General features: G+C 71.3%; 13 protein-coding genes and 1 pseudogene. 6 read left to right on the top strand and 8 right to left on the bottom strand.

Features of this window, described 5'->3' with window-relative positions; translation table 11 throughout:
• The first annotated feature begins 7 nt into the window (after positions 1 to 7).
• Entirely contained in the window at positions 8 to 289 is a 282-nt protein-coding gene (locus ACFYW8_RS01765; protein ID WP_365873706.1) for a glutaredoxin domain-containing protein, read from the top strand.
• Between the two features lie 63 nt (positions 290 to 352).
• Here the strand turns inward: ACFYW8_RS01765 and ACFYW8_RS01760 are convergent, their stop codons facing one another.
• The 5 genes from ACFYW8_RS01760 to ACFYW8_RS01740 form a co-directional block, all read right to left on the bottom strand.
• Complete coding sequence (locus ACFYW8_RS01760) at positions 353 to 1,549, bottom strand: beta-1,3-glucanase family protein (protein WP_389065931.1); 1,197 nt, start codon at positions 1,547 to 1,549, stop codon at positions 353 to 355.
• A gap of 183 nt (positions 1,550 to 1,732) precedes the next feature.
• Positions 1,733 to 3,001: a family 16 glycosylhydrolase gene (locus ACFYW8_RS01755; protein ID WP_389065926.1), complete on the bottom strand. Its 1,269-nt coding sequence runs from the start codon at positions 2,999 to 3,001 to the stop codon at positions 1,733 to 1,735.
• A gap of 274 nt (positions 3,002 to 3,275) precedes the next feature.
• On the bottom strand, positions 3,276 to 5,078 hold the full coding sequence (locus ACFYW8_RS01750) for a hypothetical protein (RefSeq protein ID WP_389065921.1): 1,803 nt from the start codon (positions 5,076 to 5,078) through the stop codon (positions 3,276 to 3,278).
• 206 nt (positions 5,079 to 5,284) lie between these two features.
• Positions 5,285 to 9,127, bottom strand: a complete 3,843-nt coding sequence (locus ACFYW8_RS01745) for a S8 family serine peptidase (protein WP_389065917.1) — start codon at positions 9,125 to 9,127, stop codon at positions 5,285 to 5,287.
• 385 nt (positions 9,128 to 9,512) lie between these two features.
• Positions 9,513 to 10,676, bottom strand: a complete 1,164-nt coding sequence (locus tag ACFYW8_RS01740) for a serine/threonine-protein kinase (protein ID WP_389065913.1) — start codon at positions 10,674 to 10,676, stop codon at positions 9,513 to 9,515.
• Between the two features lie 599 nt (positions 10,677 to 11,275).
• On the opposite strand from ACFYW8_RS01740, the gene ACFYW8_RS01735 reads away from it, so the two are divergent.
• A complete protein-coding gene (locus tag ACFYW8_RS01735) occupies positions 11,276 to 12,430 on the top strand; it encodes a S1 family peptidase (RefSeq protein WP_389065910.1) in 1,155 nt (384 codons plus the stop codon).
• 119 nt (positions 12,431 to 12,549) lie between these two features.
• A pseudogene (locus ACFYW8_RS01730) lies at positions 12,550 to 12,873 on the top strand (fibronectin type III domain-containing protein); the annotation flags it as partial.
• 145 nt (positions 12,874 to 13,018) lie between these two features.
• Here ACFYW8_RS01730 and ACFYW8_RS01725 read toward each other — a convergent pair.
• A complete protein-coding gene (locus ACFYW8_RS01725; protein WP_389065906.1) occupies positions 13,019 to 13,948 on the bottom strand; it encodes an NAD-dependent epimerase/dehydratase family protein in 930 nt (309 codons plus the stop codon).
• Between the two features lie 130 nt (positions 13,949 to 14,078).
• Here ACFYW8_RS01725 and ACFYW8_RS01720 point away from each other — a divergent pair, with 130 nt between their 5' ends.
• The gene (locus ACFYW8_RS01720) at positions 14,079 to 15,092 is read left to right on the top strand and encodes a GlxA family transcriptional regulator (protein WP_389065903.1); all 1,014 of its coding nucleotides are present in this window, start codon (positions 14,079 to 14,081) and stop codon (positions 15,090 to 15,092) included.
• A 256-nt stretch (positions 15,093 to 15,348) separates the two neighbouring features.
• Here the strand turns inward: ACFYW8_RS01720 and ACFYW8_RS01715 are convergent, their stop codons facing one another.
• A complete protein-coding gene (locus ACFYW8_RS01715) occupies positions 15,349 to 18,147 on the bottom strand; it encodes a hypothetical protein (protein WP_389065899.1) in 2,799 nt (932 codons plus the stop codon).
• A 373-nt stretch (positions 18,148 to 18,520) separates the two neighbouring features.
• Positions 18,521 to 19,942 (bottom strand): lipase family protein, encoded by a 1,422-nt coding sequence (locus ACFYW8_RS01710; protein WP_389065894.1) that lies wholly within the window; start codon positions 19,940 to 19,942, stop codon positions 18,521 to 18,523.
• A gap of 569 nt (positions 19,943 to 20,511) precedes the next feature.
• Here ACFYW8_RS01710 and ACFYW8_RS01705 point away from each other — a divergent pair.
• Positions 20,512 to 21,159, top strand: a complete 648-nt coding sequence (locus ACFYW8_RS01705; protein WP_389065890.1) for a TetR family transcriptional regulator — start codon at positions 20,512 to 20,514, stop codon at positions 21,157 to 21,159.
• 248 nt (positions 21,160 to 21,407) lie between these two features.
• Positions 21,408 to 22,640: a chitinase gene (locus ACFYW8_RS01700; RefSeq protein WP_389065887.1), complete on the top strand. Its 1,233-nt coding sequence runs from the start codon at positions 21,408 to 21,410 to the stop codon at positions 22,638 to 22,640.
• Positions 22,641 to 22,782 lie beyond the last annotated feature (142 nt).

Raw genomic sequence — 22,782 nt, 5'->3', positions numbered from 1 at the left:
GAGATCCGTGACCGGGAACGACGAGGGCGTGGTCGTCTACTGGCGGCCGCTGTGCCCGTACTGCATGAAACTGCGCCTGCGGCTGCGCTTCAGCCGGTTGCGGTACACCGAGAAGAACATCTGGAAGGACCCCGGGGCAGCCGCCTTCGTCCGCTCGGTCGCGGACGGCAACGAGACCGTCCCGACCGTGACGGTCGCGGGCACCTCGATGGTGAACCCGTCGAAGCGGCAGGTCATGTCGGCGGTGGCGACGCACGCACCCCACCTGCTCTCCAAGGACGGATCCTGATCCTCTCCCCGGCGCTCGCCGCCGGTTCCGCGCCCTGCCCGCGACGGGCAGGGCGCGGGCACCCTAGAACGGCGTCAGCGTGAGGCGGATCGCCGTGGGCGCGGTGTCCTGGATGAAGGACGCGAAGTCGGCGACGTCGTCGAAGGCGAAGCCGTAGGCCTTGCCGTCCTCGGTGGCCGCGTGAATGGCTTTGGAGTAGTGGTTGGTGAGGTCGGTCCGGTAGAAGTCGGCCGCGGAGGTGGTCGGCTGGGCCGGGTTGCTGAGCAGTGTGGAGCGGTTGAAGCCCGCGCCGAGGACAGCGGCCACCGGGCCGGTGGTGCCGTCGTTCGGCGCGGCGAGGCCGCCGTCGCAGAACAGGACGTCACGGGTGGAGGGCTTGGCGAACGAGACGGCGGCGGGTCCGTCGAAGGTGAACCTGTCCGCGCGCACCCGGCCGGTGAACGTGCCCGCGCTGGTGGTGACCGTCAGGTCCTTGCCGGTGTACGTGCTCCACACTTCGTCGATGTACGGGGCGAAGTAGTCCTTGGCGAAGAGGCCGGAGTCGAGGCCGTGGCCCGGGGCGATGACGCGGACGTCGTCCACCACCAGGGGCGCGAAGTCCTCCACCTGCTTCACCGCGGCGAAGGCTGCGGCCCGCCCGCCGTCGCGGACGGTGCCCGTGGTCTGCTCCTTGTCCCCCTTCAGCCGGATGCTCATGGGCACGCTGAACATGTCGACCATGGTCGTGTTGCAGAACATGCCGGCGGAGTTGTAGGTGAACTCGGCACAGTCGTGCAGGACCGCGAAGCTGGGGTCCGAGGTGACCCAGCCGGCCGGGTACTGGAGAGCCGCATTTCCGTTTCCGTCCTTGACCGCCTTGAACTTCAGCTTCGCGCCCAGTGACACATAGATGCGGCCGGACATGTGCGGGAGGCTGAGCTGCGTCTCCCCGCTCCCGGCCAGCGTGAGCGCGTAGTCGGTGAACCCGTCCGCGCCGTTGTCCGAGAGGGAGATCGGCGCCAGGGTGCCGTCCTGGGTGACGCGCACCTGCTGGCCGTCCTGGTTGCCGACGATGTACACGTACACCGACGCGTTGCCGAACGAGCCGCTGTTGTTGACGATCGTCAGCGGGAGCGAGCCGGCGGCCTTGGGGGCGGCGTCCGTCGTCCCGGCCATGGCGTAGGGCGCGATCGCCGCGATGGCGGGTGCGGCCACGGCCGCGCCGCCGAGGGCGAACAGCATCTTGCGGCGGGTCAGGTCGCGCTGGTGACGAGGTGTCATGTGGCGTGTACTCCTTGGTGCTTGTGCCCTGAGAAGGCGTGGGGGGGGGGAAGGAAGCGGCAGGCGGCGGGAGGGACGGCCGACGCACTGGAGGGTGGTCGGCCGACGCACTGGAGGGTGGCCGGCCGGGCCAGTGGATCCGGAGGCCGGCCGGTCGGGCGAGTCGATCCGAAGGCCGGCCGGTCAGGCGAGCGTCCACTTCTGGTTGGCCGTTCCGCCGCAGGTCCAGATCTGCAGCCGGGTGCCGTCGGCCGAGGAACCGTCCTTGGCGTCGAGGCACTTGTCCGCGCCGGTGTTCGTCAGATCACCGGCGGAGGTGAGGGTCCACTGCTGGGCCTTCGTGCCGTTGCAGGTGTAGAGCTGAACCGCGGCTCCGTTCTCGGTGGAGGCGGCGCGCACGTCCAGGCACTTGCCCAGGGCTCGTACGGTGCCGTCGCTGCCCACGGTCCACTTCTGGGCGTCGGCCCCGTTGCAGCCGTGGAGCTGGATCGGCGTCCCGTCGGCACTGGACGCGCCCGCCACGTCGACGCACATGCCACCGATGCCCTTAAGGGCGCCGGTCCCGGTGGTGGACTGGGACGTGTTCGTGGCGGAGACCCGCACATAGTCGACGGTCATGGTCTGCGGGAAGGAGGTGCCGGAATCCGGGCTGCCGGGCCAGTCACCGCCGACCGCGAGGTTCAGGATGACGAAGAACGGGTGGTCGTAGACCCACTTGTTGCCGTTCACGTCGGACGGCGTGCGGGTCTCGTACGTCTGCCCGTCCACGGACCAGGTGACGGCGGTGGGGCTCCAGTCGACGGCGAAGACGTGGAAGTCGTCCGCGAAGGCCTTGCCGCCCGGCAGGGTGTACGCGGCGCCGATGCCGCCGGCACCGGAGTATCCCGGGCCGTGGATGGTCCCGTGCACCGTGCCGGGTTCCTTGCCGACGTTCTCCATCACGTCGATCTCGCCGCTGTTCGGCCAGCCCGCGCTGCCCAGGTTGTCGCCCAGCATCCAGAAGGCGGGCCAGACCCCCTGTCCGCGCGGCACCTTGATGCGGGCCTCGAACCGGCCGTACGCCTGGGTGAAGGTCCGTGCGGTGTTGAGCCGGGCGGACGTGTACTGGCAGGTTCCGTTCCAGCACTGGAGTCCGCCGTCGCTGTTCTTGCGCGCGGTGACGACCAGGTGGCCGTTCCCGTCGAGGGCGGCGTTGTCGGAGCTGTTCGTGTAGTACTGCAGCTCGTGGTTGCCGTTGCCCGAACCACCGGTCTCCAAGGTCCACTTGGCGGAGTTCGGGGCGCTTCCGGCGGCCCCGTCGAATTCGTCGGACCAGGTCTGTACGACCGGGGCGGCGTGGGCCTGGTTCGCGGCGGGACCCGTGGTGGTGAGGAGGACGCCACCGGCGACGCCCGTGGCGAGCAGCAGCGCCAGCCCTCCGAGGGACCATCGACGTGCGCGATGAGCAGCCATGGCTGAACACACCTTGTCTGTGGGGGGGGTGAACTCGTACTCCGGCCCGCGCCCGCTGTGCGGGCGATGAGAGCGCATCGATGAGAGCGCTCTCCGGTCAGCGACGGACGGCACCGGTGGGCCCCGATGCTACGCACGAGTTGTTGAGAGGCCAACTGACAGCCGGGCACGTCAAATCGCCCTGAGCTGCGGTTACTTGTGGAAGCGAGCGGCGCCCACGGTTCCTTAAGACGCGTTTAACCCGGACTTAAGAAGGAGCGTTCCGCTTTCGGAGTCACATCCGTCCGCTCTGTCGTGGATCCGCCCGATCGGCCACCGGAGTTCGGTTTCCTCCCTGGCGGCGGTGCTCGCTCCCCGCTTCGGACCAGCGGTACACGAACGTCGGGAAGTCCTCACCGGTCTCTCGTCTCCAGGCCGGTACGACCGTGTCCCGGTGCTCCGCGAGGGCCTGGGCGAAGGCGGCCATGCAGCAGACGTGGACGTCCGACCTGTCGGTGCGTCGGGTGAGAGCCAGCAGGGAGCGCAGCGCGAGGACCGCGTCGTCGGTACGGCCGTCGGCCAGGTGGGCGTCGGCCGCCGCCTCGAGTGAGCGGGCGAGGCCGATATGGGTGCCACCGAGGTCGGCGGCGTGCCGGTCGGTCCCGGGATCCGCCGAGGCGTCCGCCAGGATGGTCTCCGACTCCTCGTAGCAGGCGACAGCCGCCGCGTGGTCGCCGTTGCGGCGGAGGGCACGGCCGAGCAACCGGAGACGGCGGGCTGTCGGGGCGTGGTGGGCGAGCCAGTCGGACTCGGCCAGCCGGCGGGTGAGGGCGACCGCCTCCCGGGCGTCCCCGATCGCGCCGTCGAGGTCTCCGTCGTCACCCCGGAGACGGCTCGAGTTCGCCAGGCTGCGGGCGAGCCGCGGCTCATGGGCGGGCGGGTCGAGATCCGCGGCGCGCCGGTACGCGGCCACGCCACGCTCGCTCGCCCGCACTGCCGCGGGAAGGTCACCCGCCGTCTCGTGACAGTCGGCCAGCCGCTCCAGGCAGACGGCGAGGAGGGAGTCGTAGGCTTCAGGTCGCTCGGCGGCGAGGGCGGTGCAGAGGTCGGCCGCTTCCCGACGCGCGTTCAACTCGGCTGTCGGCTCACCCAGTTCACCGAACTCGTCGGCAAGACAGTCGAGCGCCGTGATCAGCGACCGCTCCCCGGACCCTCGGTCCCGGCCTGCCAGGTTCCGGGCCTCGGCGACGGCTTCTTCCGCGGTCGTCCGCGCCGACGGCAGCTCTCCGGTGGCCTCCAGACAACGGGCCAGGTCCGTGAGAAGCCGTACACGCGAAGACCGTGCGGCGTCGGGCAGGGCCCACAGGAAGATCGGGTCCATGACCTCCCTCGCCTCCGGCCCGACGGACAGCGCTTCCTCGTACCGGCCCGACGCCCGCAACCGGTTGGTCAGTTCGCCCAGTACGAGCACCCGCAGCATCGCCACGCCGCCCAGTTCCCATATCGGCACGGTCCGCAGCAGCCCGGCGCACTCCTCGTAGACGGCCACGGACTCCTCGGTACGATCCAGGGCGGCCAACACCAGCGCGTACGTGCGCAACGCCCTCGGCAGACCGCCGAAGGCACGATCCCGGCGGGCGGGAACGAGCCGGCGGCAGGCGGCCACGCACTCTTCCGCCGGGCCGAGTGCGTCGTCCGGTCGGGCCAGGTTGAACTGCGCCTGCGCCCGAAGAAGGAGCAGGAACGCCCGCTGCGCCGGTGACCACCGCGCGCCCGGTACGGCCAGTGACGCGTCCATCGCCGCGCAGGACTCCGCCCAGCGGCCGACGAGCTGCAGCGCGTAGCCGTGCTGGACCAGGCCGCGGGCCAGGTCGTCCCGGTCTCGCGGCCGGGGGGCCGCCGTCTCGACGAACGCCCGGTACACGGCCACCGCCTCCTCGGCCCAGGCCAGCCGCCGCTGCGGCGACGGAGGCCGCAACAGCACCCAGTGGGGGATGACGCAGCGCATCAGCGCGGCGCCGTGCAGCCGACCCCCCGGACCTGTGCTCAGCCGGGCCGCCGCCCGGGACAACGGCAGCAGTGTGCGCACCAGCCCCATCCGCGCCTCCCCTCCGGGGATCCTCAACCAGAGGACGCCCGAGCGCCCGAACTGGTTGCCCGGACAGCGCGGACTCCGGAACACCGGGTGATCACCCTCGCATTGACGAGCGGAGGTCCGGAGGAACGCGAACGGAGGCTGTCGCCCCGTCGGTCGCCCGCGGGTGGGCGACACGACGACTCGGGACGGCAGCCTCCGTATGCGGACTACTTCAGACCGTAGGCGCGGATCACCTCCTGGGTGATGCGGTTGCCCGCGTCGTCCCAGCCTTCGGCCTTGAGCGACACATAGCCGTGGTGCGGCGCGTCGTAACAGGCCGTCCAGGTACCGGACTTGCCCTTCGTCTCGACCGGGGTCCAGGTCGCGCCGTCGTCGTAGGAGACCGACAGTGTCGCGCCCTGGATCTTCCCGGCGCCCGCCGCGCCGTCAAGGTGATGCGGGGTGAGCCGGAGCGTCTGGCGGCCGCCACGAGCGTCGCCCGCCAGGTCGGTGTCCACGCCGTAGTCCATCTGCAGCACCGCCACCCGGGCGATCACCGTCGGGTCGGTGACCGGGTCGGACTTGACGTTCCACACCGTGTGGGTGTGGGGGGACAGGCGGTACGTGGCCGCGTCGCGATCGGCGGTCATGTCGAGGGTGTAGACCGACGGGACGGTCGGCGGGTAGACGAAGTTGGCGGCCGACGAGTTGGAGGTCTTGATCAGGGTGCCGTCCTGGTAGACCTTCAGGCTGACCTTCGCCGGACCACTGGTCTGGATGACGCCGCCGTGGCCGTCACCGCTGTCGGACCAGGGCTGGATGTTGAACGCGAGCGAGGTCTTCTGCCGCTGCGACCACCAGTAGGTGCCGCCGTTGGCGGGGCGCGTCACCGGCTTGAACCAGTTGCGGACCTGGAACGAGCCGGGCTTGTACGTGGTGCGCGTGCTCTGGCTCGACAGGAGCAGCCCCGGCCCGGTGCCCTGGCTCTCCACCCACTGCGTCCCCTCCTGCGCCGAGACGTAGTCGGTGCGGGTGCCGGGCATGTCCTGGCGCAGCAGGTACCCGGAGCCGTACTTGCGGTACGGACGGAAGCCCGACCGCCACTCGCCGCTCGTCGTGGCGGTGGCGCCGTGGAACCGCATCTCCACCGTGGCCAGTTCGGACGCACGGGGACGGTAGGCCAGCCCGGTGGACGGGATCTGGCCGGGGTGCGGGTCGGACAGGTCGTACACGTACGGGGAGTTGGGCACACCCTCGACCTCCAGCCGCAGCCGGCCGCGCCTGGCGTCGGCGATCAGCGTGGCCCCGTTGCGGGCGGTCACGGAGAACACGGGCACGGCGCTGTCGCCGGCGGAGGTGCCGACGGACTGGATCAGCTTGCCCGGCTCGTCGTTGACCACGAGCAGCAGCGCTGCCCCGGCGTCGGCCGCCGCCTGCGCCCGCTGCGCGCCGGTGAGCGCGTCCGAGCGGGTCACCAGCACGGCCTTGCCCTTGACGTTCAGCCCGGCGTACTCGGCGGCGGTGCCGGTGCCCGCGTCCACCGCTTGCAGGCGCTTGTGCCCGTCGTACCGCGCGGAGTTTGCCTGGGTGATGACCTGGACGGGCCTGCCGTCGTCGGTGACGGTGAGCAGCGGGAGGGCCTTGCGCCAGCGGGTCTCGTACTCAAAGGTGCCCTGGGTCGTCTTGCGGGTGGGCAGCACGAACATGCTGTCGTAGGTGGAGGCGAGCAGGTACTGCACCTCCACGACGCCCACGCCGTACGAGTTGGCCGCCTGGCCGTCCGCGCGGTACCAGTTCATGGACAGTGCCCGGTCCTCGGTCCGGCGCGGGACCTGCGCGGTGACCTCACGGGTGCGGCTCGCGTCGAGATCGACGTCCCGGTCCTGGTCGAGGACGACCTCCGGGTCGCCCATCAGCGCCATGCCGAGCGAGTCGGGGCCGTGGCTGCCGGGCACGTCCTGGTACGTCAGCAGGCTGTAGGTGCCCTCGCGCATGCGAAGGTCGAGCTTGCCGCTGTCGCCGATGGTCACGCTGTACGGGTCCTCGGTGCTGCCGAGGCGCTGGATCTCGACCCAGCCCGCGGCCGGCTTGCCGGAACGGTCCTCCAGGGTGATGTGCAGGGTGTGGCGGGTGTCCTCCCGGTACAGGCCCACCTGGGTGCGGGTGAGCGTGGCGCCGGTACCGTCCGTGGCGGTGATCTGGCCGAGGTAGCGGCGGCCGTCGGCGCCCAGGTCCGGCTTGGCGGTCGCGGTGACCGTCGCGGTGCCGTGCGCGGGCACGGTCACGGTGCCGGCGGAGAGGGCGAACATCCCGTCGGGGGCCGGGGTGCCCTTGCCCGCGGTCGGGTCGGTGTCGTACGGGCCGCCCGCGACGGAGGCGTTCAGCGCCAGGTGCAGCTCGACGTCGGAGTCACCGGTGTTGGTGTACGTCACCGTGCGGTCGAGCGGAGTGCTGTCGCTGTGCGGCCAGGAGTCGATGCCGAAGTACGCCGAGCCGGTCGCGGTGACCGTGGCGGCGGTGGTGGCGGCTACGTCGACGCGGCCGGAACCCACCTGGTACGTCGTGTAGGCGGGCAGTGCCTTGGACGTGCTCATCAGCGCGTCCTTGAGCTGCCGCGCCTTCCAGTCCGGGTGCTCCTGGGCGAGGATCGCCGCGGCGCCCGCGACATGCGGGGTCGCCATGGAGGTACCGCTCATCGACTGGTACCAGCCGGTCGCGGCGCTGCCGCCCGCCTTGGCCGCAAGGACGGCCACGCCCGGGGCGGAGATGTCGGGCTTGAGGGCGTAGTCGTTCAGGCGCGGGCCCTGCGAGGAGAAGGACGCGCGCTTGTCGTTGGCGTCCACGGCGGCGACGGTCAGCGCCTCGTCGGCGACGCCGGGGGTGCCCATGCTCGCCTCGCTGCTGTAGTTGCCGGCCGCGATGACGAAGAGCGCGCCGCTCTCCTCGGTGAGCTTGTTGACCGTCTGGCTCATCGGGTCGGTGCCGTCGGACGGATCCGAGGAGCCCAGGCTCATGCTGATGACGCGCGCGCCGTGGTCGACGGCCCACTCCATGCCGGCGATGATCCAGGAGTCCTGGCCGTAGCCGTCGTTCGAGAGCACCTTGCCGATCATCAGGTCGGCGCCGGGCGCCACGCCCTTCTCGGCGCCGTCGGAGGCGGCTCCGCTGCCGCCGACGGTGGAGGCGGTGTGAGTGCCGTGGCCGTGGCCGTCCTGGACGGTCTCGTCGGGCACGAAGCTCTGTGACTCGCCGATCCGGCCGTTCAGGTCGGGGTGGTTGAGGTCGGCACCGGTGTCCAGGACCGCGACCTTGACGCCGTTGCCGTCCAGGCCCTTGCCCCAGGCGTCGGGCGCGCCGATCTGCGCGGTGCTGTCCTTCAGCGTCGCCTTGACGCGGCCGTCCAGCCAGATCTTGGACAGGCCGTCGCCGAGCCGGGGAGAAGTGGAGGCCGCTCCGGTGAGGGAATTCGCGCCGACGGAGGTGCCGGTGGCGGACGTCGCGGGCGCGACGGACTTCCACAGCTTCCGGGTCTGCTTCTTGGCGGCGCGGACGGATGTCGCGTGGATGGCGGGCAGCGAGCGCACCCGGGTGGTGCCGGTCGGCGCGGTGCGGGCGGCGGGCGCGGACTTGGCGCCGTAGCTCAGGATCAGCGGGATGCCCGTGCTGTGGGCGTCGTCGTAGCCCTGCTCGATGAGGGAGGTGACGTCGAACAGCCGCCGGTCGAGGCGGTTGGCGGCCAGGTACGGCATCACCTCGTCCGGGTAGACGTACAGGTCGCCGCCGACGGTCTCGGTGCGCACGCCGCCGAGGGCGCCGGGCGGCCGGGTCACGTCGGCGGTCTGCTTGCCGCCGCCGAGGTCGGAGACGCGCACGACGTCACCGGTGAGGAGGGTGACGGTCTGTTGTCCGGCGCCGGGGGCGGCAACGGGCTTGGCCGGTCCGGCTTCTGATGACGCATCAGCCGTCGCGACGCCGGGCGGCAAGGCCAGGGTTGTCAGAACTGCGAGGGTACCGACCGCTGCCGCGAGTGCCCTGCGGCTGCTCCGGCGGGGAGGTATGCGGGAGATCATGGAGCGCTTTCTATCGGCCCCGGACCCGCGGTGGGAACAGCGGACGGTGGCACGAAAGCGTCACGTCTCACATGTGCCAGATTGACGAACTCCCTACAAATAAAGGGGAGTTACCACAAGAACACCGTTCGCGGCAGCCTGACGTATGCCACCCCGAAGACCCGTATGAAGTGATATCGCGAATATCCGGTACCCGCAGCCCGCGCGTCCGATTCGACGCTTCGGATTCGGCTCCCCCTCCCGCCCTCGCCCCCCTCCCGCCCTCGCTCCCGCCCCGCTTCGGGTGAGGGTGTCGAAGGCCGCGGGCAGGAGGTCCAGAACGAGCCGCACGCACCCGCGCCGGACTCCGGCCCGTCCTCGCCCGCATCGGCCTTCGGCCGTCCGGTCATGGACCCGCGGGAGCGCTGCCCGGCGCCGTGGCCGTGGGAGAGGACGTGTTCACCGCGCCGGTCGAGCCGGGCTGCGGGGTCTGCGCGGAGCTGCTGTCGGGCGAGAACCACGCCACACCCACGAGCACCGCGAGAAGGAAGACCACCGCTCCGGCGGCGGCACCCACGGCTCTTCGCCGATCAGCGAGGAGCTCACCGACACCCGGGCGCCGGCGGCGGCGCGAGCGGTGGCCACCGCCGGTGTCCCTCGCCACCGACGGCAGGGCGTACGTGGTCGCGGGACCTGCGGCCCTGAGGTCCTGCCGGTGACGCCCGGGCTCCGGCATCGCCGCCGGGAGCGGCTCGGGACGTCCCTGCCAGGCGCCCGTGCCGTACCAGGCGGCCGCCTGGGGCGCGGTGGGCCGGTCCTCGGGCTGCTTGGCGAGAAGGCCGAGCAGGTAGTTCTCGAAGGCGGGCGGCAGGTCCGCACCGAGCTCCCGGGGCGGCGTGGGGGCGGTGTCGAGGTGGTGATGGAGAACCGCCACGGGGCTGCCCGCCTGGAACGGCGGCCGACCGGTGAGGAGTTGGTACAGGACGCAGCCGAGCGAGTACATGTCGGACGGCGGCCCGGCGGTCTTGCCCAGGGCACGCTCGGGAGCCAGGTACAGACTGGTGCCGACGATCTGTCCCGTCGCGGTCAGGCCTCCCGCCGGGTCGTCCAGGAAGCGGGCGATCCCGAAGTCGCCGATCTTGACACTCCCTTCGGCGTCCAGGAGCAGATTCCCCGGCTTGATGTCCCGGTGCACGATGCCTTGTTGATGAGCGGCGGCGAGCCCGGCGGCAGCCTGTGCCGCGATCCGCGCGACCCGTTCGACGGGAAGCGTCCCGGCACCGGCCAGGACACGGGCGAGACTGTCGCCCTCGACGAGTTCCATCACGAGGAAGAGCCGGTTCTCGTACGACCCGAAGTCCAGGACGCCGACCACATGAGGATGGTTCAGCAGGCCCGCGGTCTGGGCCTCCAGACGGAACCGGGCCGCGGCGGTCGGGTCGGCGTCCTGGGAGAGAAGCAGTTTGACGGCCACGGACCGGCCGATCATCTCGTCGTAGGCCCGCCACACCTCCCCCATCGCGCCCCGCCCGAGAGTGGTGTGCAGCCGATACCGCCCCGCTATCAGCACTTGTGCTTCATCCTCACGCCGTTGGGATTTCGTCGATCGCCACGAGTCAATGCCCTACCGAGCAGGAGTGATCATCGGGGCGCCGCAGCAGGTTGAGCCTACTGCCAACACGACAGTGATCAGACGCTGTTCACCCTCGGCCTCAAGATCGCGGAGAACCGGTCGGAGTGCCACCGGACGTTGACTGAATGTGACACCAAAAGTCGATCCAGGGTTCACCGGCGCGGGCACACGGAAGGCGACCCGGCAGCGGTTTCCGGCACACGCCCCGCCTCCACCCCCACGCACACCTTCCCTTCCGACTCCACGGCCACGCACGCCTCCGCCTCCACCCCCTCCACGCGCACCTCCGTCCCCGCCTCCGCCTCCACCCCCCTCCACGTGCACCTCCGTCCCCGCCTCCGCCACGGAAGAGCCCTCGCCCTCCCGGCCGCGAGGCGAGAGCCCTCGGACTCCCGGAACAGGCAGCGCGAGGGGCCCGCGCATTGGTATGGACCTAGTCACGACCACCCACTACCCTCGTTCACGCAACTCTGAGAGCGCTCTCTCCTGCCCTTCGCCCCACTCACCGACCATCGGATCGACGAAAGGCAACTCCCTTGAGACGCACCACAGTTCTACGCATAGCCCTGTCCGCCGGCCTGCTCGTCAGTGCCGCGACGCTCGGACTCACCCAGGCCGCGGCCGACGAAGCCCCCCTCACCGCCACTTCGTCCCGGGCACCCGCCTCCTCCGCACTGATCTCGGCCATGCGGCACGACCTCGGACTCACCGAGCGGCAGGCGACCGCCAGACTCGCCGACGAGACAACGGCACGCGGCGTCGAGCGCTCCGCCCGGCGCGCGGCCGGCACCTCGTACGGCGGCTCCTGGTTCGACGCCGAGAGCGGTCGGCTCGTCGTGGCCCTCACCAGAACCGCCTCGCGCGAGGCCGTGGAGGCGACCGGCGCCCGGGTCACCCTCGTCAAACACAGTCAGCGGCAGCTCGACGCCACGATGGCACGCATCGACGCGCTCGACGCACCGGCCGGCGTGGGCAGTTGGCACGTCGACCCCAAGGCCGGCTCGGTCGTCATCGACGTGGTCTCAGCACACAGGGATGACAACGATGTCCGGGCATTCGTCGCCCGTGCCCGCACATCCGGTCCCGTCCTGGTGCGGCAGACCGACAAGGCACCGAGGACGTTCGCGGCCGGCACGGTGGGCGGAGACCCCTACTACACCGGCAACGTCCGCTGCTCCATAGGCTTCTCGGTGTACGGCGGCTTCGTCACCGCGGGCCACTGCGCGCAGCCGGGTGCCGGAGTCAGCGGCTGGGACCACAGCTACATCGGCAACTTCCAGGGCTCCTCGTTCCCGGACAACGACTACGCATGGGTCAACGTGGGCAGCGGCTGGTGGACCGTTCCCGTGGTCCTCGGCTGGGGCACCGTGTCCGACCAGCTCGTCCGAGGCTCGGGCGAGGCCCCCATCGGCGCGTCGATCTGCCGCTCGGGATCGACGTCGCACTGGCACTGCGGCAACGTGCTCGCGAAGAACGAGACCGTCAACTACAGCCAGGGCGCGGTGCACCAGATGACCAAGACGAGTGTCTGCGCCGAACCCGGCGACTCCGGAGGCTCGTTCATCAGTGGTGACCAGGCACAGGGTGTCACCTCCGGGGGCTGGGGCAACTGCAGCAGCGGAGGCGAGACCTGGTACCAGCCGGTGAACGAGATCCTGAGCCGCTACGGGCTCACACTGCACACCGCGTGACCCGACCGCACCGGCCCGCCCGTCAAGCGGGCCGGTGCGCCAGAGAGTTCACTACCGGGCGGACCACGGGCGTCCGGCCTCGGGCTTCGGTTCGGGGAACGGGTGGGCACCCAGCCGGCATGCAACGCCGACGTTTCCCCGCCGTCGTCCCGCGCCGTACGGCACCCGCGCGCACAACCCGCTCACCCGACACCGTATCCGCCGTGCACCTGGAGCTGGTCACTCTCCTGCAGGACCGCGCCGTCATCACCTGGTTCACCGGAACACCCGCCACCGGCAACGGGCAAGGCCGGATGCTTCCGGTCGCGACCGAGGGTGAGGTCGTCTACGGGACCCATCCCGCCCGGTTGAACCACACCGCCTCCGAAGGTCGTCGTACCGCCCACCACACGGTGGAGCTGACGGATCTGGAACCCGGCCAGACCTACTACTACCAGGCACGCTCACGGGGTTCGGCGGCCACGCCCACTCCGCTGCAGCCGGTGCGCCGCCGAGGCCCGGTGGTCCCAGCCCGGACACCCGGTTCCGGAGTTCGTCACCGTCGAGGCCGGAGCGGAGCCGGTCCGGACGGCACGGACGGACCAGCCTTCAGCGCACGGACCGGGCATGCTCCGAGACCATCTCCGCGAGGACGTCGTCGAGCGGGGTGGGCGCTACGTCCAAGGTCTTCGCGGTCGATGACGCGTCGAGGAAGTTGGGCCGGTCGTACAGATACAGCATCTCGGGAAACTCGGCCATGACCGAATCGGTGCGCCCGATGTCCTGGAGTTCTTGGATGGTCATGTGGTGAAGCCGCGGGGGTGGCGCGTCGGCCGCCTCCGCGAGGTGCGTGGCCAGTTGGCGCACCGACGCCTCCGACACGGAGGGCACGTGCCAGGCTCGGCCCCAGGATTCGTCGTGCCGGGCGGCGGCGACGAGGGTACGCGCCACGTCCCCGGTGTAGGACCAGCTGTGCGGTGCATCGAGGTCTCCCGGGTAGGAGACGGGCGAGCCGGCCAGCACCCGTGCCCCCACCATCAGCGTGAACGGCGAATACGCGCCGGCGCCGAGGTAGTCGTTGGCGCGGACCTCGGTCACCCGCACCCGGCCCGCGGCGTGGGCGGCGCGGGCGTCGAGCCACATTCGCGACCGGACGATTCCCTTCTGGCTGGTGGGTGCCATGGGCAGGTCCTCGGTGACGGGACCGTCGATCGGCCCGTACCCGTAGGTGTTCCCGAGCATGACGTAGTCCGATCCGGTGCGTTCGGCCGCAGCCAGCAGCGCGGCGGCCATGGGTGGGAACTCGGCCGGCCAGCGGTCGTACGGCGGCATGGCGCAGTTGAACAAGACGGCCGCCCCAGTGGCCAGTTCGACAAGCCGGGCGATGTCGGTGGCATCGGCGGCGATACGTTCGATCTGCGGATGTGTCGGCCCGATGCCGCGGCGGGTGATGAGGCGGACCTGCTCACCGGAGTCGGCCAGCAAACGGGCGGTGGCCGATCCGGTGGCTCCGGCACCGACGATGACGTGCAAGGACACGCGTTCTCTCCTGGTCATTGAGGTGGAGCGGGCCACTCGACCAACAAGTCCGGCGCCGCTCTCACCACCCTGCGCGCGGAGTGATCCGTAAGATAGTGGCCCGAATGCCAAACATCCGGAGCTTCGGGCCATGCATCGAGTTGCCGTCATCGCCGTCCCCCCGGCTACCACGTTCGACCTGTCCATCCCCGAGCTGGTGCTGGGCGAGACGTCCGTGGACGGCCACCCTGGTTACGAGGTGCGCATCTGCACGGCTCAGCCGGGACCCGTCGCCACCAACGGCAGCCTGGAGATCACCATCTCGAGCGGGCTGGAGGCAGTCGCCGACACCGTCATCGTCACCGGAACCGGTGCCCGAGAGGACATCGACCCCCGCGTACTGGAAGTGCTGCGGCGCGCGTCGGCCGCGGGCAAGCGCCTCGCCTCGATCTGCACCGGGGCGTTCGTCCTCGCCCGGGCAGGACTGCTCGACGGCCGCCGCGCCACCACCTACTGGGCGAGGTCCGACGAGTTCCGCGGCCGCTTCCCCGACGTCGACCTGAGACCCGACGCGCTGTACATCGAGGACGGCAACGTGCTGACCTCCGCCGGACTCTCCGCCGGCATCGACCTGTGCCTGCACCTGGTACGCGCCGACTACGGCGCCGCGGCAGCCAACGCCGTCGCCCGTCTGGTCGTAGCGGCACCCGTGCGCCCCGGAGGGCAGGCCCAGTTCATCGAAACACCGCTGCCACCCGAGAACGGCACCTCGCTGGCCGACACTCGCTCATGGGCACTCGAAAGACTGCACGAACCGCTTACGCGTGCTGCCCTCGCCGCCCATGCCCGCACCAGCGTCCGCACGCTGACGCGAAAATTCCACGCGGAGACCGGCCTCAGCCCCTTGCAGTGGCTCCTCCACCAGCGGGTCGGCCGAGCACAGGAACTGCTGGAGACCACGGATCTGCCCATGGACCAGGTCGCCCGCTTCAGCGGCCTCGCAACCACCGACTCGCTGCGCCGGCACCTCTCAGGACGAGCCGGACTCACACCCAGTGCCTACCGCATCGCGTTCACGCGACGCGCGAGCCTGGGGGTCGGCGAACGATCGTCCGCCGACGCTCAGGGCCGCGATCACGAACCCGCAGAGGAGCACGGTCGATGACTCGCGTGGGAAGTCAGCGTCGGAGAACGACCCTTCGGGTGGTTCCCGACAATGCTCATCGGCGACGGGCGCGGCCCAGCCGCCCTCCGGAGGACCTCACCTCCGGCGAGAAGCGGACGAGAGGCAGACCAGAACTGCCCGAGTGGTGGGCGAGAAGCAGCCGTTCGTACGTCGACGCCGACGATGCCGGTCCCGCGCGCCGGCCAAGGTCCGGTCCGATGGTCCGGGTCCGGTCGGCGCGCGGGTCGGCGGCGGACTACGCGGGGTCGTACACCGTGCCGGTGAACTCCGGCCCGTCGTGCGGCGTGCCACTCCCGTCGTAGACGGTCGGGCGCAGCCGCACCGCCTCCTCGGGCTCGGCCACGGTGTCCGCGACGGTGGGGATGGTGATCTCGGTGCTCGTCCGGCCGGCCGGGACCTCGGCGAAGAGGAGGAGCCCGCTCACCTGGGACAGCGGCCGTGACGGCAGCGGTTCCTTGCCGGAGTTCTCCCGCAGCCACTGTGGATCGACGTCGGTGGTGGACAGTTCGGCGCCGCCGGTGGCCGGCAGGACGGCGATGTCGGCCACGATGTCCGCGTCGGCGGCCGCGGAGAGGGACAACCGCCAGGTCAGGCTCCGGCCCTCGGCGGCGCGGGCGGAGGCCGGGGTCACCGTGAGGGTGGGCGCCGGATCGTCGTTCAGGGCTGTGACACCGCCCCGGTGGGCGCCGACCACCGCGCCGCGGACCGCCTTCACGAAGATGTCGTGCGACACGTCGTAGCCGAAGCGTGTGTTGCCCCGGACCTCCACCTTCACCTCAGGGCTCCGGCCGCCGGGTCGTACGGCCACCTCACGCCAGGTGGTCCGGCCCGTTTCCGGATCGGCGACGAACAGGCGGACCGTGCCGCTCCCGTGCCCGGAGACCCGCACCGGCACGTGGTAGGTCCGGACGCCCGTGTCGCCCTCCTTGACGGTCAGCCGGCCGATGTCGACGCGCGCCAGGGCCGCGGCCCGGACGGCGGGGGTTCCGGCGCGCCATCCCCACGAGTCGATGAGCCACGCCTGTCCGGACCGGGTGCGCGGGACGATCTCCAGGGCCGTCACCCGGTGCAGGTCGACTCCCGCCCGGGTGGCTGCTGTCAGGGGCAGCCGGACCTCCTGACCCCAGTGGGAGGCGGTGCGGCCGGTTCCGGGGAGGCCGTCGAGGTGGACGCGCCCGAGGGTCGCCCGGTGGCCGACGGCGTCGGTCAGGGCGATGTCGAGCCGCGTGTCCCTGGTGTTCGGCGGAACGATCAGGCGCATGGCCAGCGCCTGGGAGCCCGCGATCGAGACCGGCCTCGCCGAGCGGACCCGGGCCGTGGAGCCGGCGGCCGTCCACCGCATTGCCACGGCGCGCCGGCCCGGCTCCTTGGAGGTCTCCCAGGCGGCGAAGTGCGGCGAGACGCCGTTCGTGCCGGAGCCGAGGCAGGCCGCGGACTCGTTCTCGTCCACCTCCTGGCAGAGGCGGCCGCCGTCGACGGAGACAGGTCCGTCAGGGAGGAACGCGGGAGCGCGGCGTGCGCCGACCGCGTGGGTGAGAACCCTCGCGGGGCCGGCGGAGGGTGCGCGGCGGCCCGAACCGTCGAGCAGCGGCCGTACGCGGTCGTCACCGGCCACGAACAGCCGTGCTGCGGCGGCGATGTAGGTCGCGCCGGCGGCCTGTTGCTGACGGGCCGTCAATCTCGTCGCGGTGCCCGGCGAGCACACCGGGTCCCGCTGGTCCCCGCTCCAGAAGTCGTCCTCGGCCGGTGCCTGGGCCTGGCCGGGTGTCCACTCGCTGTTGAAGAAGTTGTGGTCGGCGCCGACCATGTAGACGGCACTGTGCAGGGCGGCACCACGGCTGACCCCGCGCGTCGCGTCCACGTACATCTCGCCCTGGAGGTCGGACACATCGCCGTCGCAGCCGGGCAGGATCGTCACCGACGGTACGTCGGGCGCCGGGTTCTGGCCGAAGATGGTGGGGCCGATCAGTACGGTTCCCCGGATGTGCCAGCGCACCGGCCCGCGGTAGCCGTCCTGGCCGGCCGGAGCGGGGTAGAGGCTGTCCAGCGCGGCCCGGTTCACGCCTTCGCCGCCGCGCGAGTGGCCGACCAGAAGGACGCGGGACAGGTCGGCGGTGGCCGCCCGCCGTACGATCGCGGGAGCCGAGGCCGGGTGTTCCGCCCAGTCCGCCCAGCGGGCCAAGTGCTGTCGCACCAGGGACGACCTGGCCTGTGCGCCGCCGTCCTCCGCCGCGTAGTCCTGTCCGTTGACGCCGTTGGCGGCGATCGACACGGTCACATAGCCCTGCGAGGCCAGCAGCTTCTGGTCGACGAGGTAGCCGCGGTGGCTCGGGATCGGTTTCGAACCGGCGGGGCAGGGCCATTCGCCGCCGGTCTCGTCGCCGTGACCGGTGTAGCAGGTGGCGTGGCGGCCGTGCAGGAACAGGGCCAGTGGACGGTGTCCGGGGGCGTTCGTGGGCGCGACCACCACGGCGCGCATCTCGACGGGACGGGGGAAGCCGGGCAGGCGGATCGAGGCGAGCGCGTAGTCGCCGGTGACCGTCCGGTAGGTGCCCGGCTTCCCGGGATCGACCGCGTTGGCCGGAAGCCTGGTCGAGGGGCGGGCCGTGAGTCCGGGCCGTTGCCCGGCGGGCCGGTTTCGCTCGGTGTCCGCCGCGTCCAGGCGCCGTTCGCCGGTCCGTGCCTGGAGGTCCGACGGCTGCCCCAGTTGCGCCGCGCCCAGCGTGAGCCGGAAGGAGCGGCCGTCCGGCTCGCCGACGGGCCGGCCGAGGAACCGGTCCCCGGCGTAGAACGAGACGCCTGAATCACTGATGGGCACCGGGGCGTCCGCGCGCCACACCAGTTGTCGCGCCGCTCCCTCGCCGGCGACGCTCCACCCGGCGGGAAGTCGGCCTTCGGAGTCCGCGGCCGACGCGGGTACCGCGGACCGTGCGGAGCCTTCTGCGTTCTGCTGTGCCTGGGTCGATCCTGGCGATCCTGCGACCGCTGCGAGTAACACCGCAGCGACGATCCCTATTCGCCGGACACGGAACAAGGTTCTTCTCCTCCTGGTCGGCATTCGCCCCCGTCGCCCCGTTGGTCCCGAAGCGCTCCCCCGTCCCACGAGGACGGAAGGCGAAGCAGGCGGGTTGCCTCATGTTCGGGCGTTTCACTGCCTCAACTCCCCGGCGAGGAAGTGGAGTCGGGCAGTCCGGCGCGGCGAGGAGGTGCGCCGACAGGAAAACCGGTGCGGCGGCGGCCGGTCTCGTCACGCGTCCGAGCCGCCTTGGCCTGACGGGTGAGGCGAGGCCGGTCCCAGTCGTCCCGGGACAGCGGAAGGTCCCGGATCGGACACGCACGGACGGACGGTTCTTGGTGCGCCGCGGGCCCCGGCGCGGTGGGTCCGTTCCGGGGCCCGCGGCACGGGCTCAGGGCTGCAGGGGCATCGTCCAGCAGTTGGAGGTGGTGCGCTTGCCGGAGAGGCGGTCGGTCAGCCAGGAGATGGCGTCGCCCTGGTCGGTGAGGAGGGGCGCGACGTGGTTGGTGAGCAGTCCGTCGCCGAGGTTCGGCAGGTTGATGGCGTCGTAGGTGATGTCGGCGCCCTTGCGGCACCAGTCGACGGCGAGTTGGCGGGCCTGGGCATGCGGGACGATGTCGTCCTGGATGCCGGTGGCCAGGCGTACCGGACTGGTCGGCTTCAGGTTCCCGATGCGCTGGTTGTCGAGCGTGGCCCGCAGCGCCGGTGTGCTCGCGACGATGTCGCTGACGGACTCGCCGTCCGTCGTCCAGGACGTGCTCTTCTTGAACGCGTATCCCAGGATCGCGTCGCCGACGCACATCGTGGACAGGTCGTTCAGCGCCGCCTTCCCGGCGGCGTTGAGGTGGGCGTCCGCGATGGCCCGCAGGTCGGGGTCGGACTGCAGGAAGCCGTTGAGGGACCAGCCCAGGGCACCGGCGAGGGCGCTGCCGTCGATGCCCTTGATCACGTCGGTGAGGTTGGCGGGCGGCGCGCCGGAGTAGGTCCCGGCCAGCGTGATGTCCGGGGCGTAGGAGGGCTGTAGTTCGGCCGCCGACGCGCTGGCGCCGCCGCCCTGGCTGTAGCCGAACAGGCCGACGGGTGAGGCGGAGGTGACCGATGCCCCGGTCAGCGCGCGTGCCGCGCGGACGGCGTCGAGAAGTGCGTGGCCGCCGTCGAGGCGGTTGACGTACGTGTGGAGCCGGTCGGTCGCTCCCAGTCCGGCGTAGTCGGTGACGACCACCGCCGCGCCGGAGGCCAGGAGCCGGTAGATCGCGAGGTCCTCGTATCCGACGGACACCGTCTCGCCGTTCAGGGTGATCGGGTGCTGAAGACCCATGGAGGCCGCGCACTGGTCGCCCTGGCCCATGGTGCCGGGGGCCACGGCCACCAGGGGTCGCGGGCCGCCGCCCCGCCAGGCGGCCGACGGCTCGATGTAGGCGCCGGTCACCGCCATGGGCTGCCCGTTGGAGTCGGTGGACCTGTACATCAGGCGGGTCGCGGTACCGGGGAGCGGACCGTCGAGACCGGGCAGGCTGAGCGCGAGCGGAAGGGGTTCGCTGCGGACCAGGGCGCCGTTGGCCGAGGGGAGGCTCGCGGGCGGCGTGTAGAACGCGGGAATGGTCACGCCTCGGGAGACCACGTCGTCCGTGCCGGCGGCCGCGGCGGGGATCGCCTGGACACTCAGGCAGGCGAGCGCCCCGAGTGCGGCGGCGAGGAGGCGGCCGCGGTTCGGTGCGGCGGGCCCGGCGTGCGCGGAGCTCAAGGACCGCTCCGCGCGGGGACGTCGGCTGGACGCCGGTTGCGGCTGATGGGCGCTGTGGGGTCGTTCCATGCGGCTCACTCCCTGCTTCGTCAAAACGTGGGGGTCGTGCGGGCGGCCGACGGCGTCAATGGCGTGACGCCGGCTCTGGCTGAGGTGCCGACCGAGCCGCCGCCTCGGGACTGCCGGCGGCGGATTCGGGTCGGCGCGGGGAACAGGGCAGCGTCCGGAGACGGACGTGGACAGGACGGGGCCGCACCCGCCCGTGTCGCGGAGGGGGCAGGGCGAAGGTGCCGCCCGCGCGCCGTCGGCCGGCGGCGCGTGGTGCGGCGCCCGCTCACACGTCGTACGACGGCGGGCGGGGCGGATGTCCTGGGGTTCCGTATACGGCGCAGCCCCGGTGCTCGTGGCTGTGGCTCCGCCGTGACGTCCGGCTCGCACTGTCCTGTGCTGCCCTGTTCCTGTTTCTGCCCTCGGCAGCGACGGACGCCGAAGTTCCGTGCGGCGTCCGTTAGTTACTCCCGAGTCACATCAGGAGAGTAGGAGTGGATGTCACTCAGTGACAAGATGTCTGCATGCGTCATTTCTGAGGGACTCGCTATGCTGCCAGCGGTCGAGGGGACAGGGGCGGTGGGGCGACGGTGCGCGATGCGGCACCCGCAGACAGGGCCACGACGGCCGCCGCGGCCGCGAGGCCGTCACTGGGCGAACGGCGCAAGGAGGCTCTCCGCCTGGACATCGCCCGAGAGGCCGTCCGCCTGTTCGTCTCCCAGGGCGTCACCGGCACCACGGGGGACCAGATCGCGGAGGCGGTGGGCGTCTCGACCCGCACCCTGTGGCGCCACTTCCCCACCAAGGAGAGCTGCGTACGCCCCTTGCTCACGGCGGGACTCGACGCCGCCACGGACCAGCTGCGGAACTGGCCGCCGGAGACCGGCCTGCTGGACTTCCTCACCCATTCCTGCCGGCACGGGAGACTGCCGTCCGCCGACCCGGCGGTGCTCGACCTGATCCGCATGACCCCCACCGAACCGGCACTGCGCGCCGTCTGGCTCCAAGCACACGACGACGCCCTGCCCGTCCTCACCGAACTCCTCGCCCGGCGCTCCGGCAGCAGCGCCGACGATCTGCGGGTGAAGGTGCACGCGGCCACCATCAACGGCGCGCTGCGCGCGGCGGCGGAGGACTTCGCCGTGCGTTTCGCCGACGAGGCGAAGGTCTCGGAAGAGGATCTCGCCGCATGCATGCACGCCGCCCTGCACGCCGCTTCGGAGGGTCTGCCGTACTGACAACGGCCCATCGGGACAGGCCAGTCGGAGTCGGCCCGCACCGAGAGCGGTACCCGAATACGCAAGGGCACCCGGGCCCGTGAAGAGCGAATCGCCCCCTCGCGCCCCACAAGCGACGAGAAGGGAACGGCGGCCGAGTAAAGAGTTCACCTGGTCTAGTCCAAAGACCTATCTGGTCTAGTCCAACATGTTGACGTGATCGCGACAGAGACCGGAAGCTGGGACTCCCCCACCCCTCTGGAGGCACAGTGAGACGTCTTCGCGCATGTCTGGGCGCGGCGGCCGCCGTCAGCCTGGCCGCGGTCGGCACGACCGCGCTCGTCGCGGGCAGCGCCTCGGGCGCGACCACCGCGCTCAGCAACCGGTGGTACGCCGCCGCCCCCTACCTGATGCCGCTGGACAACGATCCGCCGGACGCGGGCGCCATCATGGACGCGACCGGTCTCAAGGCATTCCAGCTCGCCTTCGTCCTCGCCCCCAACGGCGGCGGATGCTCGCCCACTTGGGGCGGGACGGCAGCGGTCTCCTCCGACACCGCCGTGCAGTCGGTCATCAGCACCATCCGCGCCAAGGGCGGCGACGTCTCCATCTCCATCGGCGGCTACGGCGGCACCAAGCTCGGCCAGACCTGCTCGGACCCGGCCGCCACGGCTGCCGCGTACCAGCAGGTCATCACCAAGTACGGTCTGCACGCGGTGGACTTCGACCTCGAGGAGCCGGAGTACGAGAACACGGCGGCCATCAAGAACGAGATCGGCGCCGCCAAGATCCTTCAGCAGAACAACCCGGGTCTGTACGTGTCCGTCACCACGCCGGGAACGGCGGACGGAACCGGCTGGTTCGGCAAGCAGATGCTGCTGGAGGCGAAGTCGCAGGGCTTCACTCCGAACAACTTCTCCATCATGCCGTTCGACGGCGGCTTCAACGGCGCCGCGTCCCAGACCAGCGCGCTCGCCAACTTCAACACCATCCTCCAGTCGACCTTCGGCTGGGACCAGGCGACCGCGTACGCCCATGAGGGCTTCTCGGGCATGAACGGCCGCAGCGACAGTGGCGAGTACTTCTCCCAGGCCGACTTCCAGACGGTGCTGGACTTCGCCACCAGCCACAACATGGACCGCTTCACCTTCTGGTCCCTCAACCGGGACCGTCAGTGCTCGCCCGCCGACAACGGTGGCCGTACGTCGGGCACTTGCTCCAGCGTGGCCCAGAACTCCTGGGACTTCGCGAAGTACTCGGTGAAGTTCGCCGGCGCGACCCCGCCCACCGGCACACCCACCCCGACGCCCACGCCGACTCCGACCCCGACGCCCACGCCGCCTGGCGGCGGCTGCAAGGCGGCCTGGAATTCGACCACGGTCTACACCGCCGGCAACGAGGCTTCGTACAACAACCACAACTGGAAAGCCAAGTGGTGGACCCAGAACGAGACGCCGACCGGCGTCGACTGGGGTCCGTGGCAGGACGAAGGCGCCTGCTGACACCTGACCGGCTCCGGACGGGGTGCCCAACGGGTGCTCCGTCCGGCTCCGTCAGCTCCCGGCTTCGCGCCGAGCAGTAACCCTGAGGGGATGACGTCACCCGCGTTCCGGGCGGCGCCGTCCCCTCAGCGCGTACCCCGAG

This window comes from Streptomyces sp. NPDC002742, from assembly GCF_042888885.1.
Classification (GTDB): domain Bacteria; phylum Actinomycetota; class Actinomycetes; order Streptomycetales; family Streptomycetaceae; genus Streptomyces.
This window is presented reverse-complemented; position numbering and strand designations above follow the sequence as displayed.